This window comes from Flavobacterium sp. GW821-FHT11G01 (assembly GCF_058808175.1).
In genome coordinates this window covers 181,034-196,012 of record NZ_JBXARK010000007.1, presented here as the reverse complement: position 1 = coordinate 196,012, position 14,979 = coordinate 181,034, and the positions used below count along the sequence as shown (strand labels likewise).

The window sequence follows — 14,979 nt, the reverse complement described above, 5'->3', positions numbered from 1 at the left end:
TATAATTTTCAGGACTTAACTTTTTTGACTCTTCTGTTTGAACCTCTAAAATGAAAATGATCTAATTTTCATAATTTAAATGATAAAGCTTCATTGTAATAGATTTTATCTATTAATGTAGATTGATTTAATATGCATCTTTCGTTTAACTTTTTTATTTTGTTTGTAAATTAGTCTGATAATAAATTAATTAGACAATTAATAAAAAACAAAAAATAAATTGTAATCATGGAAGACCACTCAAATGACATCAGCAAATGCCCTTTTCATAATGGCAGTATGGACAATGTAGCAGCTACAGGCACAAAAAACCGTGACTGGTGGCCGAACCAATTAAAAGTAAATATCCTGCGACAAAATTCTCCGTTATCAGATCCAATGGGAGAAAATTTTAATTATGCAGAAGCTTTTAAAAGCCTTGACCTCGAAGCATTAAAAATAGATTTACATAAACTTATGACTGATTCACAAGAGTGGTGGCCGGCAGATTTTGGTCATTACGGAGGTCTGTTCATTCGTATGGCATGGCATAGTGCAGGAACTTACCGTGTACAAGATGGTCGTGGAGGAGCAGGTGCCGGACAACAACGTTTTGCGCCTCTTAACAGCTGGCCAGATAACGTAAGTCTTGATAAAGCACGAAGATTGTTATGGCCTATAAAACAAAAATATGGTCGAAAAATTTCATGGGCTGATTTAATGATTTTAACAGGGAATATTGCTTTAGAATCCATGGGCTTTAAAACTTTTGGTTTTGCTGGAGGAAGAGCAGATGTTTGGGAACCGGATGAAGCAGTTTATTGGGGATCTGAAACTACATGGCTAGGTGGAGATGAACGTTACAAAGACGGTTCTGAAGGTGTACCAAAAGATCATGGCGTTGTATCATCTGATGATAATGCGGATGGCCATATTCATTCAAGAAATTTAGAGAAACCACTTGCAGCTGTGCAAATGGGACTTATATATGTTAATCCTGAAGGACCAGATGGAAATCCGGATCCGATTGCCGCTGCCAAAGATATCAGAGATACTTTTGGCCGTATGGCTATGAATGATGAAGAAACGGTAGCGTTAATCGCTGGTGGACATACGTTTGGAAAAACACACGGAGCAGCTCCTTCAGATCATGTTGCGGAAGAACCTGAAGCAGCAGGGTTAGAATTACAAGGTTTTGGCTGGAAAAATAGTTTTGGTTCTGGTAAGGGTGCCGACGCTATTACAAGTGGACTTGAAGTTACCTGGACTAAAACGCCAACGCAATGGAGTAATAATTTCTTTGAAAACTTATTTGGTTTTGAATGGGAATTATCAAAAAGCCCTGGAGGTGCGCATCAATGGGTAGCTAAAAATGCTGAACCCATAATCCCGGATGCTTTTGACAGTTCTAAAAAGCATTTGCCAACAATGCTTACTACAGATTTATCATTACGATTAGATCCTGAGTATGAGAAAATATCACGACGTTTTCTTGAAAACCCAGATCAGTTTGCAGATGCTTTTTCAAGAGCATGGTTTAAATTGACACATCGTGATATGGGACCTGTTACACGTTATTTAGGAGCAGATGTTCCACAGGAAGAATTATTATGGCAGGATCCTATTCCGGCAGTAAATCACGAGTTGATAAATGAGAACGATATTGAGCAATTAAAAGAAAAAATTCTGAATTCAGGACTAAGTGTTTCTCAATTAGTTGCAACAGCCTGGGCTTCGGCTTCTACTTTTAGAGGATCTGATAAACGTGGTGGTGCCAACGGCGCACGCATCAGACTGGCTCCTCAAAAAGACTGGCAGGTAAATAATCCGGATAAGCTTAAAGTTGTTTTAGATAAACTTGAAAGCATTCAGTCAGATTATAATACTGCTCAGGGCGGTGGAAAAAAAGTATCATTAGCTGATTTAATAGTTCTGGCAGGTTGTGCAGGAGTGGAAAAAGCAGCGAGGGATGCCGGAAGTTCTGCGAGCGTGCCTTTTACACCAGGTCGTATGGATGCATCTGCAGAGCAAACTGATGTTGAATCTGTTGGATATTTAGAACCTAAAGCTGATGGTTTCCGTAATTTTAGAAAAACAAAGTCAACTGTTTCTACTGAAGAATTGCTTATTGATAAAGCCCATTTATTGACATTGACAGCACCAGAACTAACAGTGCTTTTAGGAGGATTGCGTGTATTGGATATTAATACGGATGGATCTAAAAATGGTGTATTTACACATCGTCCGGGTCAGCTTTCTAATGATTTCTTTGTAAACTTGCTTGACATGAATACACAATGGCAATCTGTTTCTAATGATAAGGAACTTTATACTGGAAATGATCGTACTACAGGTCAGCCAAAATGGATTGGAACACGTGCCGATCTTGTTTTTGGATCTAATGCAGAATTAAGAGCTGTTGCCGAAGTTTATGCGAGTAGTGATGCACAGGAAAAATTTGTAAAAGATTTTATTGCAACATGGAGTAAAGTCATGAATTTGGATCGATTTGATCTTGCGTAAGTAAGAAATTGAAATAACTAAAAAGGCGTCAGTAATTCGGGCGCCTTTTTTTATGAGAAATTTTCAAATTCATTAGAAGATAATTAAATTAATTTTGAGTTTGTATTTTTGGAGTTAACAAACTTTCCAAAAAATATCATTTGATTATAGTTTTCGACAAAGAATTGACACTTAAGTAGAAAAAGATATAGAACCTAAAAATGATAAGTATTTGATGGGTTATTTTACCGATAATGAATTGCCCTGGTATAATGGTGTTTTAGATAAACATTTAACTTTGTTAGCTAAGCCAGAAAATAAAATCAGAATTATAATTAATTAAACGATTTAGAATATGAAAAAAATAATAATGTTATGTTTTACTTTTTTAATTATAGGAAAAACAATAGCACAAGATGTTCCATTAGTATCGAATATTTCATCTCGAAACAATATTAACTTAAACGGTAAATGGAGTTATGTTGTTGATCCGCTCGAAAATGGATATTATGATTATCGTTTAATTCCATTTAAAGACAATGGTTTTTTTCAGAATAAAACATTTTCAACTTCAGAACTAACAGAATATAATTTTGCCACTTCTGCTACTATGGATATTCCTTCTGACTGGAATTCTAAAGATCAGAGATTATTTTTTTATGAAGGAACAGTTTGGTTTGAAAAAGATTTCACGTATAAAAAATCTGACCAAACAAAGGGAATCCTATATTTTGGGGCAGTCAACTACGATGCAAAAGTGTATGTAAATGGCAAATTTGCAGGAAATCATGTTGGTGGTTATACTCCTTTTAATTTTGATGTAACCAATCTTTTGGTCGACGGAAATAATTTTGTGGTGGTTAAAGTAGACAACAAACGCCATAAAGATAATGTTCCAACGGTTAATATGGATTGGTGGAATTATGGAGGTATTACCAGAGATGTTGTACTAGCTCAGGTTCCGAATACTTATATCGAAGATTATTTGGTTCAGTTGGATAAAAAGGATAAAACGAAAATTTCGGGATGGGTTAAACTGAATAACGAAACAGCAAATCAATCGGTTTCAATCAACATTCCTGAATTAAAAATCAAGAAAAATATCACGACTGATGCCAAAGGAATGGCCTATTTTGAAATCAAAAGTAAACCAGTTTTATGGACACCTGAAATGCCAAAACTATATGATGTTACGATCACCAAAACTGATGAAAATATTGCTGATAAAATTGGTTTCAGAACAATAGAAACCAAAGGAAAGGAAATTTTACTTAATGGTAAAAAAGTCTTTTTAAGAGGAATAAGTATTCATGAAGAAGCGCCTTTCAGACAAGGAAGAGCCTGGTCGAAGGAAGATGCTGTTACCTTATTAACATGGGCAAAAGAGTTAGGATGCAATTATGTGCGTCTTGCACATTATCCGCATAACGAAAACATGGTAAGAGAAGCCGAGAAAATGGGCTTAATGATTTGGTCAGAAGTTCCGGTTTATTGGACCATTTCATGGACAAATCCGGATACTTATGCCAATGCTGAACGCCAGTTGCATGATATGGTTTACAGAGATAAAAACCGTTGCGGAATCGTAATTTGGTCGATAGCAAACGAAACACCTCATGGTGACGACAGAGATATTTTTCTGAGTAAACTAGCCAAATATGCCCGTACACAAGATAATTCCCGTTTAATCAGTATGGCTATGGAAGTTACTACAAGTACAAACAATACCAATACACTTCATGACAATATGAATGAATATGTTGATATTGTGAGTTTTAATCAATATCTGGGATGGTACAGAGGTACAAATGAATCTTGTAAAGATATGAAGTGGATTATTCCGTATAACAAACCTGTTATTGTCAGTGAATTTGGAGGAGAGGCATTACAAGGACGACATGGAGATAAAACAGAACGCTGGACAGAAGAATATCAGGAAGAATTATACAAACAAAATACTCAAATGTTCAATCGTATAGAAGGTTTGGCAGGAGTATCTCCATGGATTTTGGTTGATTTTAGATCACCAAGACGCCAGCTTCCTAATATTCAGGATTTCTTTAACCGCAAAGGATTAATTTCAAGCGGAGGAATTAAAAAGAAAGCTTTTTATGTAATGAAAGATTGGTATACACAAAAAGAGGAAGAGTATAAATAAACTTGTTTCCTTTAATATGTTTAAAAAAAAAGCCGTCTCTAAGCCGGCTTTTTTACTGGTGCTTTTGTTGGAATTTACTCTTCTTCATCATCATCATCATCATCCGGTTCTGCTTTATTGGCACTATATTCGTCCAAAGTTCTTCGGTTCGGATCATTTTTGTCGCTTAAATCTCTTTCAGCATCGATTGTTCGATTGCTATTTTTTTGAAGATTAATATCATCATTGTCATCCAGATTTTGACCGTCTGAATTATCTGAATTATACGGCTCTCTGTTCTGATAATTATTTTGATGCTGGTTTATTGCCGGATCTTTGTTTTCCATAGTTTCAGAATTAATTGCTTCATTATCTGATCTGCTATTTCTGTGGTTTGAAGTATTCATAATAATTACTTTTAATAGTTAATAATTACAAATCTATCAACTTGAAGCGAAAAAAAATTATAAGGTTTTTATTTGTAATTATATCATTATCAGTTTCTTATTTAAAATTAAATGGATTATGGATATTTTATAATCTTAGTTTGAAATAGTAGAACATTTTGATTTTCTTTTTTTATTTATTTGATGTAAAATAGAGTTCTGTCAAATTATTTATCACTTAATTGAAACCAATTATGAAAATACCTAAAGAAATAATCAACGGATTTTATATATTTTTGGGAATTGCACTTTTTTTCTTGTTGATGGAAATTTTAAATCTTTCCCATTTATTTTATTTACGTTTACTAAATGTTCTTTTCATTTTGTATGGTGTAAACAGAACATTAAAAATGAATCTTGCTGAGGGTAAAAATACTTTTCTTCCCAATGCAATATCAGCCATGATAACTTCTTTTACTGGTGTAATTCTTAGCATAATTGCCTTACTTATTTATAGTTATGCGAAAGGTGGCGACGCTTATGTAAAATCATTATCAGAAGCTTTTATGTTTGGTGGCGATCCTTCAGTACCAACCTACGTACTTTGTCTTCTTTTTGAAGGATCTGCTTCTTGTGTAATTGTAACGTTATTACTAATGTTATTATGGAATAATAAATACAAAGCCGATTAATTATTAATAGAAAAGTCAATAGAAAACACAAAAAAACCGCTTAAAATGATTAAGCGGTTTTTTTTAAATATTGAGTTTAAAATTTTCTTTGATGATTCACAGGGTTCACTTCCTCAAGATCCTGATTAACTTCATCCTGTAAAGACAAATCAACATCTTTATAAAGATCTCCTGGTCTATCAGTATCTTCTAAATCGTCGTCATCTTCGTTATCATCATCAAGATCACCATCTTTTTCGAGATCGTCATCATCAACATCATCATACTCATCCTCATCGTTACGAGAATCTTCATCAAGGTCATCAAAATCGTCTTCATCATCGTCCTCGTCTTCATCATCAATATCATTTCTCGGATCATTAAATTGTCGATTTATGTCCTCATCATCGTATCTGCTTTCATCTTGAAAATTCGGTTCATCGCGCCCGAATTTTTCGCTGTCATCTATATTCATAACTTCATTTTTTAAAGCATTTATAATCTATTAAATGGATTCTAAATACGTTTTAAAATTCATAATATCCTCTTTTACTAGCTTTTCAAAATACGGATTTAGCAATTTTGCAGCACTTTCGCCCGCAACTCCCAGTGGAGCATGATAGGAAATGGTTACAATAATTTCTGTATTTTGTCCGCTTGGTCTGAAAACCACTTTTCCGGCATTTTTCACAGATGAATCAGGAAGTGAATTCCAACTGATTAATCTTTCTTTTTCATCTTTTACAATTTCAGCTTTCCATGTTAATTTACCAATTCCGGCTGGGCCTTTTGCTGTCCATTTTGAGGTAGTATAATTTAAAGGTTTTACTGATTCAAGATGGTTCATAAATTTTGGCAGATTTTCGAAATCACGCCAAAAATTGTAAACCTCGCTTATAGGTTTGTTAATGACACTGTTTACTCTAATGTTTACATTTGAAGCTTTATCATTTTTTAAATGATCTACGGCGTCATAAACCGGACAATATCCTGATAGTCCTCGTAAAAGCATTGCACTTCCTGAACCAATTTGGGTAATGCTTTTATCTTCTTTCGATAATGCTTTGTACAAAAGATAACCACCGCTTGTAACCATTAAAATTCTTTCAAGTGCTGAAACATTTGTTTTAAGTTTTGAAGTTCCTGAATTAGAAACTTTTTTCTGAGATATTGTGGCTGTTTCCATGATCTATATTTTTTATTGATTTTTATACTTTTTAGAAGATTAAAATTAAGCTGTTTATACTGTTTTTCTTTTACACGATTAATTTTGATTATTACAGAATTAAGATTGCTATATAAAGGAGATTTTCAGATCAAAAGCTTATCAATAAAATGGTTTTGCTAATTCTTGTATTTAAGTTTATAAACAATATTTTCAATTAGAAAGGCTTTTCTTTTTGAGTGGAGCTATGTGTTTTTAGTTTGATATGAATTTTATGCAGATCTGTTTGCGCCGGGCCATTTATAACTGATCCGTCTGTAGAAAATCTAGAACCATGACAAGGACAGTCAAAAGATTTTTCATCAGAATTCCAATTTACAATGCAGCCTAAATGGGGACAAACAGCAGAAAATGCCTTTAAAGAATTATCATAATCCCGGTAAACGGCAATTCTTTTTAATCCGGACGAAATTACACCTCCTTCACCAGCACCTAAATCTGCCGTATTTTTTAAGTCCGATGTCGTAATCCAGTCAACATATTGCGATGCCATATTACTTAATTCTTTTGCAAAATCAACCGCAATTTTAAGGGTAATGCGTGAGGGATTATATAAACTTTCATATTTATTTTTAATTCCCATTATACTGTCACAAATAATCATTGCTCCAATCGTGGTATGAGTCATTCCGTTGCCAGAATCACCTGTTATAATATAGATATTATCGTCTCCGGGGTTTTTGCCCATAAATCCTAAAGAATCTACAGGTTCCATAACCTGACCCGACCATCTGTAAGTCAAATCATCTTCAAGCATCGGAAAATAATCTCTTGTCCATGCTTCGAGCCGGTCATAACGTTCAGAGGCTGATATTCCTTCTTCATCTGACTGTCCCGTTTTGTGATCTTCTCCTCCGGAAATTAATAAATCATATTCGGCATCATAATTTTCCAGGCGTACATAATGATAAGGCTGCGAAACCCATTTTGATTTCTGATCGCCGGTATCCCACCAAAGTGCGTAGGGAAGTTGTCCTTTCGGAATTTTACCTGCAATAACATAAGTTCTATAGGCATGTTGTTTGGTGTGCATGGTCAGTACATCATTGACAGGACTGTTTGTTGCTACTACAATATGTTGTGCAGAAAACGTATATCCGTTTACTTTTGCACCTTTTTTAGTAATATCTTCCGCATGGGCTTCAGTATATATAACACCTCCCAGGGAAGTTATAGCATTGGCAAGACCTTTTAAATAATGTAAAATATGAAATTGTGCCTGATTAGCAAATGCCAGACATCTTTGGTTTTCTCCATTTGCCAATGCAGGAATACCTTTTAAAATAGAAGTTTTTAGTCCTGCTTTTTGTGTGACATGAAATTCCTTATCTAAATTCTCTTTTTTATCTGAAGGGTGAAGAAATAAATAACCATTTACTCTTTTAAAAGAACAATCGATATTTAATTCGGTAACGATTTTTTCAATTTCATCGATGGCTTCAGTATGACTTTCAGCTGCAAGTTTGGCTGCGTTTTCTCCAAATATTTTTTCAAGGAAATAATAACGGTCATCTAAAGCACAGGTTAAATGTGCAGTTGTGCGTCCAGTTTCACCACTACCTATAAAACCATCTTCTACCAGTACTATTTTTTTACCGGCTTTGAGTAATTTATAAGCGGTAGTTAAACCTGCAATTCCTCCACCTATAATAAGTACTTCAGTTTCTATATCCTGATCTGGTTTATTGCAGGAAATAATCTGTGTAGAATCAATCCAAAACGAAACATTGTCGCCTGAAGTAATACTGGAGCTTTTTAAAGTATTGTTTGATTCATTCATAACACTACGTTTTAAAATTTATAATCAGTTGGAATTGTGGTCTTTCTGATAGTTTACTTTTATTAGAAGATATCAAAGCTACTATGCAAAATAGTTGAATACTTACAATTTTAAGCGTAAATTTTATATGATTGCCATTGTGCTATATGGTTGAAAATCTGAATGATGAAGATAGAGAAAGAATAAAAATAAAGCCCTGAAATTTCTGTGCTTTATTTTTTTACCAAAGAAGTATTTTCTTTATTCCGAATATGTTCACGATGTGATATTCCCCAATTGATCATTTCAGTAATGATAGGTCCAAAAGATTTACAATAAGCTGTCGATTCATAAAGTATAGGTACTTTTGCATCGCGGTCTTCTGTTCTTTTAACCAGATTATTGAGTTCCATATCTTTTAATTCTTTCGAAAGCATTCTGGAAGTAATTCCCGGAATACTTTGTTGAATTTCTTTGAATCGGGTATTTCCATTACAAATGGAGTTGATAATTGGTAATTTCCATTTACCACCTAAAACATATAAAGTGTCCTGAAGCGCCTGAAATTCTTCTTTCTGATTTCTTGCCATAGCTAGTATTTTAAGACTAAGATAAAAACTTTTTCCACCATATAAGTGATATGAGTTCATTTAAACTGTACGAATAAATTTAAGCTTTATATTATTTATATGCTAAAAAGTATCCAGTATACTCGATGATACCATTGAAAAAGTAATGTCTTTTCAGATTTAAATTTGTACCGTTAATTTAAAACATAAAAAATGGACAATTTAAAAAATAAAGTGGCAGTAATTACCGGAGGAAATAGCGGAATTGGTTACGCAACAGCAAAACAATTAAAAGAGCAAGGAGCTACAGTTATCATTACCGGAAGAAGAAAAGAAGCGATTGAAAAAGCGGCTTCAGAATTGGGAGTTCACGCCATTGTTGCAGATCAATCCCGTATTTCAGACATTGAAAATCTGACATCAAAAGTAAAAGAAGATTTTGGACAAGTCGATATTCTGTTTATTAATGCAGGAATCGCGGGCTTAGGAACGATTGAACAGGCAACAGAAACCTTATACGATGATATTATGAACATCAATTTGAAAGGAGCCTATTTTACGCTAAGTCGATTTATTCCAATTTTAAAAGATGGTGCATCTGTATTATTTCTTTCTTCTAATACAGCGAGTATGAGTGGCGCAGGATCATCCATTTATTCCTCAAGTAAAACAGCTCTTAATGCAGTAATGAAAATAGCTGCTGTGGAATTAGCGTCAAGAAAAATCAGAGTAAATTCAGTTAGTCCAGGTCCAACGGAAACTGAAGTAATGAAAAAAGTAGGTTTAGATGAAGCAACTGTAAAATCTATTATGGATGTTGTTGTCGATAGAATTCCGCTAAAACAAATGGGGACTTCAGAAGATGTTGCCAAAATGGTAGCTCATTTAAGTAGCGAAGCTTCAAAATTCATCACCGGAGCCGATTTTATTATGGATGGCGGAATGGTTTTGGCTTAAAAAGACTCAACCGCAAAGTTCGCTAAGAGCTACGCAAAGTTCGCAAAGTTATTATGATATAGCTTTGCGATCTTTGCGTTTTTATAAAACCTGCTAAAAAAGCTTTGCGCACCTTGCGGTTAAGTCTCAAAGTAGTTCAAATAAAAAAACAATTTACTCCATTTTCTAACCTTATTGAGTTAGTGAATGAAGTAAATTGTTTATCTTGAATAGGGTATGGAATCGTTTTGCTGAATTTATTTACGTACTGATTTGAAAGATGCTCTTAATTCTTTACTAAAGGTTTCAGGCTGTTCCCATGCTGCGAAATGCCCTCCTTTTTCCAATTTGTTAAAATAAATTAGATTTGGATATGCTTTTTCTGCCCAAGTACTTGGAGTGGTATAAATTTCATCAGGAAAAGCACTCACCGCTACCGGAATTTTAACATTTTTAGGAGCAAAGAAAGCAAGCTTGTTTTCCCAATATAATCGAGACGAAGAAACAGCAGTATTAGTTAACCAATACAAAGTAATATTATCCAAAATATCGTCTTTTGTAAGTCCTTCATTTTTTCCGGCAAAAGTACGTGAGATTAGTTCAAGGCTTCTTGCGTCATGGTCTAATATCCATGAAGCTAACCCAATAGGTGAATCTTCAATAGCATATAAGGTTTGAGGACGGTTTCCCATTTCCTGAGCGTATGCCAGACCGTTTTTATAGAAGAAAGCAAGTTGCCCATAAGCTTTCTTTTCATCAGTTGAAAGATTAGCGGGTTCTGGAGCACCACTAAAAGCAGCTGCATCAATTGCGGGTGGTACTGCTCCAGCCATATTCGTATGTATTGCAATAAGTTCAGGTGCAGCTTGTACACCCATCATGTCTGTGATAAGGGCACCCCAGTCACCACCTTGTGCTACAAATTTTTGATATCCCAGACGTTTCATTAAGGTAACCCAGGTTTTTCCAACACGCTCTGGACCCCAGCCTAATTCAGTTGGTTTACCTGAAAATCCGTAACCGGGAATTGAAGGGATAATAACATCAAAGGCATCTTCTTCTTTTCCACCGTATGCTGTCGGATCAGTAAGCGGACCAATAATTTTTAACTGCTCAATAATAGAACCTGGCCAGCCATGCGTAATGATAATGGGTAGCGCATTCTTATGTTTCGACTTAACCTGAATAAAATGAATATCAACCCCATCAATCGTAGTGATGAAATTGGGGTAAGAATTAATTTTCTTTTCGATTTTACGCCAGTCATAATCATTTGCCCAATATTTGGCTAGCGATTGAATTGTTGCTTGTGGTACACCTTGTGTGTTATCACTAACAAGTTCCTTGTCAGGCCATTTTGTATTTTTTATTCTGCTCTTTAAGTCATCGAGCTGTGCTTTAGTACCATGGTATTCAAAAGGGCGAATAGACTCGGCGGCATTGTTTGTTGTTTGTTTTTTCTGTGCAAGGCCTGCTGTTATTATAAGGAACAGCATTAAGGTAGTTAGAATACCGGTAAAATTTTGTTTGTATTGTTTAATTGTTTCCATTGTTTTTGCTTTTAAAGAAATAGTCTTATTATTAAATTGTTCTATCTATAATTTTTTGTACCCGGGGGCCAATAATTAAGATAGATGGTATTACCAGGATATAACCTATTGCCCATGATTTAATCCAGATTTTTAAAAAGTTATCGGTAAAACCAAGATTAATTGTGATGAGGCTAAAAGAAATGATTCCTGTTGTTATGATGCCCATGGTGAGGGCAAATGCAATTTTATTTTTCATGAATATTTATATTGTATTCAAAGCACCATATTTGTGTATTATAGTGCTTTAAATTGAATTACTTTCTGCTGATTTCTCTCAGGTCAATTGATACTAATAAAGGTTCCGGAAACAAAGGGGTATTGTCTTCCTGTCTTACGTAAACATTTCTTTTTGTAGCTATTTTAATGCCCTGTACATCGATATAATCAGATAAATAATGTGCAGCAGTAGCACCTCCGGCAATATCAACATTGTAATCATGTCTTTTAATAAGACCTTCTTTGTCTATATAAAAGGTTTGTACTGGAGAATGTGTTGCTACTTCCTTTGGAAAGATTACCTCAAGTCTTCGAAATACTTCGCCGTTTTCTTCCCAAGGTTCCAATTCTTTTACCTTGTAACCCTCACCAGTAAAATTAAAAGGAGCATTAAAGTATGTCCACATGGCATATCCGGTAAAATAAGCAAGTTGAAGACGACTCCATGGTGTTTCTGTAGTGTATCCTGCAAAGGATTCACGCGGATTTGAAAACTCCTCAAGAATATCTCCTTTACTATTCTGTATGGCAACATGTTCTGCTGTAAATGCTGTGTGCCAGTCTTCATTAAGAAAAGGAGAGTGAGAAGTAAATTGTTTATTTGTGTATGAAGTAACATAAATGTCATCTACAGATCCGGGATGTCCTACCATTGACCAAAGTACACCATCACAAATAAGTCTTGCTGTAACAGTTTCAAACTTGTTAAAGTTCTCAATGCCACCATGAGCTTTTATTGTAAATTCTAATAAATCATTCTTTGCTTGTTGTTTAGCTGTTTCCATTGTATTTGATTTTAAATTGTTTTAAATTTTAGGAGACAAATGTATTTTGACTGTGCAAATTGTACATTCAAAATATAGGTTAAACAGACGAAGTGGATAATGAACCTGACATTTTCAAACCTGAAATACTTTGGGTTTGAAGAATTATAGAAATGGAATCAAATTTAAGTGCAAAAAATAGTTGCTTTTATCCTTAGGGGGTTGGTCTGGACGTGTGGATAAGTGAATTTAAAGTATAAAGGTATTATAATATAAGCGCGGTATTGTGTTAATATTCAATTTATTATGATTTGAGTGTTCGATTAATGTAAATCATAAGAAAATACATTTATAATATTTTTTAAACAACAGTTATAAGATCATTTAATGTATTATAATCTTATTAAAGGCTAATTTTGTGATGTAATACTTATTCAATTCCTGGAATTCAATCCTACAGTAAGCAGCACAAGTCCCATCGCTTCCATCTATTTGATTTTAGAGAAATTTCAAATTATTGTGACCATGTAAATTTTTCAAGTTTAAGAATGTCCGTTTGGACATCAACTTCGCCTGTTTGAGATATTTCTTGATTTTAAAGGGCCTGTTATCGTGATAATTTTGTCGAAGAAATTAATAGCAATAACATAATTTAAAATCAATAACAATGGAAACAATTCAAACAAACAAAAGAAGCATTGCAAATATTTTTGCTGTAGGTGCTTTTATTTTGCTTACCACAACTGGTTTTGCACAAAAGAATCCTGAAAAAAGCAAAACCGAATCAGAAGCGATTCGTCCTTATCACATTAGTATTTCAGAGAAAGCGATTACAGAACTTCGTGAGCGTGTAAATGCTACAAGATGGCCGCAAAAAGAAACCGTAACAGATCAGTCACAAGGTGTTAAATTAACTCAAATTCAAGGTCTTGTAAAATATTGGGGAACCGATTATGACTGGCGTAAAACACAAACCAAGTTAAACGCCTTACCTCAATTTATTACTAAAATTGACGGATTAGATATTCAATTCATTCATGTAAAATCAAAACACAAAAATGCTTTGCTAATAATCATTACGCATGGCTGGCCAGGATCTTTCTTTGAACTTTTAAAAGTTATTGGTCCGTTAACAGATCCTACTGCTTATGGAGGAAAAGCAGAAGATGCTTTTGATGTTGTAATTCCTTCTATGCCTGGCTATGGTTTTTCTGAAAAACCAACAGGAACAGGTTGGGGACCTGAAAGAATTGGAAAAGCATGGGATGTTTTAATGAAACGTTTAGGGTATACACATTATGTATCACAAGGTGGTGACTGGGGTTCTGTGATTGCAGATGCAATGGCTGTACAAGCTCCAGAGGGATTATTGGGTATTCATTTGAATATGCCTGCAACAGTACCAGCAGATATAGCTAAAGCATTGCAAAACGGAGATCCGGCACCTGCAGGATTATCAGTTAAAGAAAAAGCAGCTTTTAATTCTTTGAATAAATTATATACCAGAGGCGCAGGATATGCCGGAATGATGGTAACCCGACCTCAAACTTTAGGTTACGGACTTACAGACTCACCAGTTGGTTTGGCTTCATTTTTCCTTGATAAATTTAATGATTGGACTTACAGCGGCGGTAATGCTGAAAAATCATTGACCAGAGATGAAATTCTTGATGATATATCATTGTACTGGTTTACTAATACAGCAAATTCTTCAGCAAATTTATATTGGGAGAATAACAACAACAATTTTAATGTTGTGGAGCAAAAAACAAATCAAATTAAAATTCCGGTTGCCGTAACCGTATTTCCCGGAGAAATCTATCAGGCACCAAAAAGCTGGACGGAGAAAGCCTATAAAAACCTTATTTATTTTAATGAAGTAAACAAAGGAGGTCACTTTGCTTCCTGGGAAGAACCACAGCTTTTTACAGAAGAACTTCGCGCGGCTTTTAAATCATTAAGAAAATAATCGAATAATTTAAAACACACAGGAACATAGGTTTAAGGAGCAGTAAAAGGTTTTTTAAAAATCTAGATTTCACACTTAGCTATTGTATGCCCCTAAATAGTTTCACGCAGATTTAGCAGATTAAAAAGATCAATGTTTATCTGCTTAAATCTTTAAAATCTGCGTGAAAATTCACCAAACTATGTTTGTTCAAACAAGTGAAACGCCTTTACAGACAAAGTAAATCTATGTTTCTATGTGTTTAAAAAATCAACACTAAAAATTAACACTAAAA

The 14,979-nt window shown here is 34.4% G+C and carries 13 protein-coding genes; 5 read left to right on the top strand and 8 right to left on the bottom strand.

Features of this window, described 5'->3' with window-relative positions:
- Window positions 1-228 precede the first annotated feature (228 nt).
- Window positions 229-2,502 (top strand): catalase/peroxidase HPI, encoded by a 2,274-nt coding sequence (katG, locus tag AC1RRN_RS14305; protein ID WP_492967941.1) that lies wholly within the window; start codon window positions 229-231, stop codon window positions 2,500-2,502.
- Window positions 2,503-2,836: 334 nt separating this feature from the next.
- A complete protein-coding gene (locus AC1RRN_RS14300; RefSeq protein WP_492967940.1) occupies window positions 2,837-4,639 on the top strand; it encodes a glycoside hydrolase family 2 protein in 1,803 nt (600 codons plus the stop codon).
- A gap of 74 nt (window positions 4,640-4,713) precedes the next feature.
- On the opposite strand, the gene AC1RRN_RS14295 is transcribed toward AC1RRN_RS14300, so the two are convergent.
- On the bottom strand, window positions 4,714-5,025 hold the full coding sequence (locus AC1RRN_RS14295; RefSeq protein WP_492967939.1) for a hypothetical protein: 312 nt from the start codon (window positions 5,023-5,025) through the stop codon (window positions 4,714-4,716).
- Window positions 5,026-5,258: 233 nt separating this feature from the next.
- Between AC1RRN_RS14295 and AC1RRN_RS14290 the strand changes: the two genes are divergently transcribed.
- Window positions 5,259-5,696 carry a hypothetical protein gene (locus AC1RRN_RS14290; protein WP_492967938.1) on the top strand — a complete coding sequence of 146 codons (438 nt, stop codon included), beginning with the start codon at window positions 5,259-5,261 and terminating at the stop codon, window positions 5,694-5,696.
- Window positions 5,697-5,772: 76 nt separating this feature from the next.
- On the opposite strand, the gene AC1RRN_RS14285 is transcribed toward AC1RRN_RS14290, so the two are convergent.
- From AC1RRN_RS14285 to AC1RRN_RS14270, 4 genes are all read right to left on the bottom strand, one after another.
- Complete coding sequence (locus AC1RRN_RS14285) at window positions 5,773-6,150, bottom strand: hypothetical protein (RefSeq protein WP_492967937.1); 378 nt, start codon at window positions 6,148-6,150, stop codon at window positions 5,773-5,775.
- Window positions 6,151-6,180: 30 nt separating this feature from the next.
- Window positions 6,181-6,861, bottom strand: a complete 681-nt coding sequence (locus AC1RRN_RS14280) for an SRPBCC family protein (RefSeq protein ID WP_492967936.1) — start codon at window positions 6,859-6,861, stop codon at window positions 6,181-6,183.
- Between the two features lie 196 nt (window positions 6,862-7,057).
- Window positions 7,058-8,680, bottom strand: a complete 1,623-nt coding sequence (locus AC1RRN_RS14275) for an FAD-dependent oxidoreductase (protein WP_492967935.1) — start codon at window positions 8,678-8,680, stop codon at window positions 7,058-7,060.
- A 212-nt stretch (window positions 8,681-8,892) separates the two neighbouring features.
- Window positions 8,893-9,249, bottom strand: coding sequence for a winged helix-turn-helix transcriptional regulator (locus AC1RRN_RS14270; RefSeq protein ID WP_492967934.1), 357 nt, complete (start codon window positions 9,247-9,249; stop codon window positions 8,893-8,895).
- Between the two features lie 192 nt (window positions 9,250-9,441).
- Here AC1RRN_RS14270 and AC1RRN_RS14265 point away from each other — a divergent pair, with 192 nt between their 5' ends.
- The gene (locus tag AC1RRN_RS14265) at window positions 9,442-10,185 is read left to right on the top strand and encodes an SDR family oxidoreductase (RefSeq protein WP_492967933.1); all 744 of its coding nucleotides are present in this window, start codon (window positions 9,442-9,444) and stop codon (window positions 10,183-10,185) included.
- A gap of 236 nt (window positions 10,186-10,421) precedes the next feature.
- Here the strand turns inward: AC1RRN_RS14265 and AC1RRN_RS14260 are convergent, their stop codons facing one another.
- The 3 genes from AC1RRN_RS14260 to AC1RRN_RS14250 are packed head-to-tail and all read right to left on the bottom strand — an operon-like array spanning window position 10,422 to window position 12,757.
- Window positions 10,422-11,714 carry an epoxide hydrolase family protein gene (locus tag AC1RRN_RS14260; protein ID WP_492967932.1) on the bottom strand — a complete coding sequence of 431 codons (1,293 nt, stop codon included), beginning with the start codon at window positions 11,712-11,714 and terminating at the stop codon, window positions 10,422-10,424.
- Window positions 11,715-11,745: 31 nt separating this feature from the next.
- Entirely contained in the window at window positions 11,746-11,952 is a 207-nt protein-coding gene (locus AC1RRN_RS14255; RefSeq protein WP_492967931.1) for a DUF2798 domain-containing protein, read from the bottom strand.
- Between the two features lie 58 nt (window positions 11,953-12,010).
- Window positions 12,011-12,757, bottom strand: coding sequence for a hypothetical protein (locus tag AC1RRN_RS14250; protein WP_492967930.1), 747 nt, complete (start codon window positions 12,755-12,757; stop codon window positions 12,011-12,013).
- Between the two features lie 646 nt (window positions 12,758-13,403).
- Between AC1RRN_RS14250 and AC1RRN_RS14245 the strand changes: the two genes are divergently transcribed.
- Complete coding sequence (locus AC1RRN_RS14245; RefSeq protein ID WP_492967929.1) at window positions 13,404-14,705, top strand: epoxide hydrolase family protein; 1,302 nt, start codon at window positions 13,404-13,406, stop codon at window positions 14,703-14,705.
- Window positions 14,706-14,979: the final 274 nt, after the last annotated feature.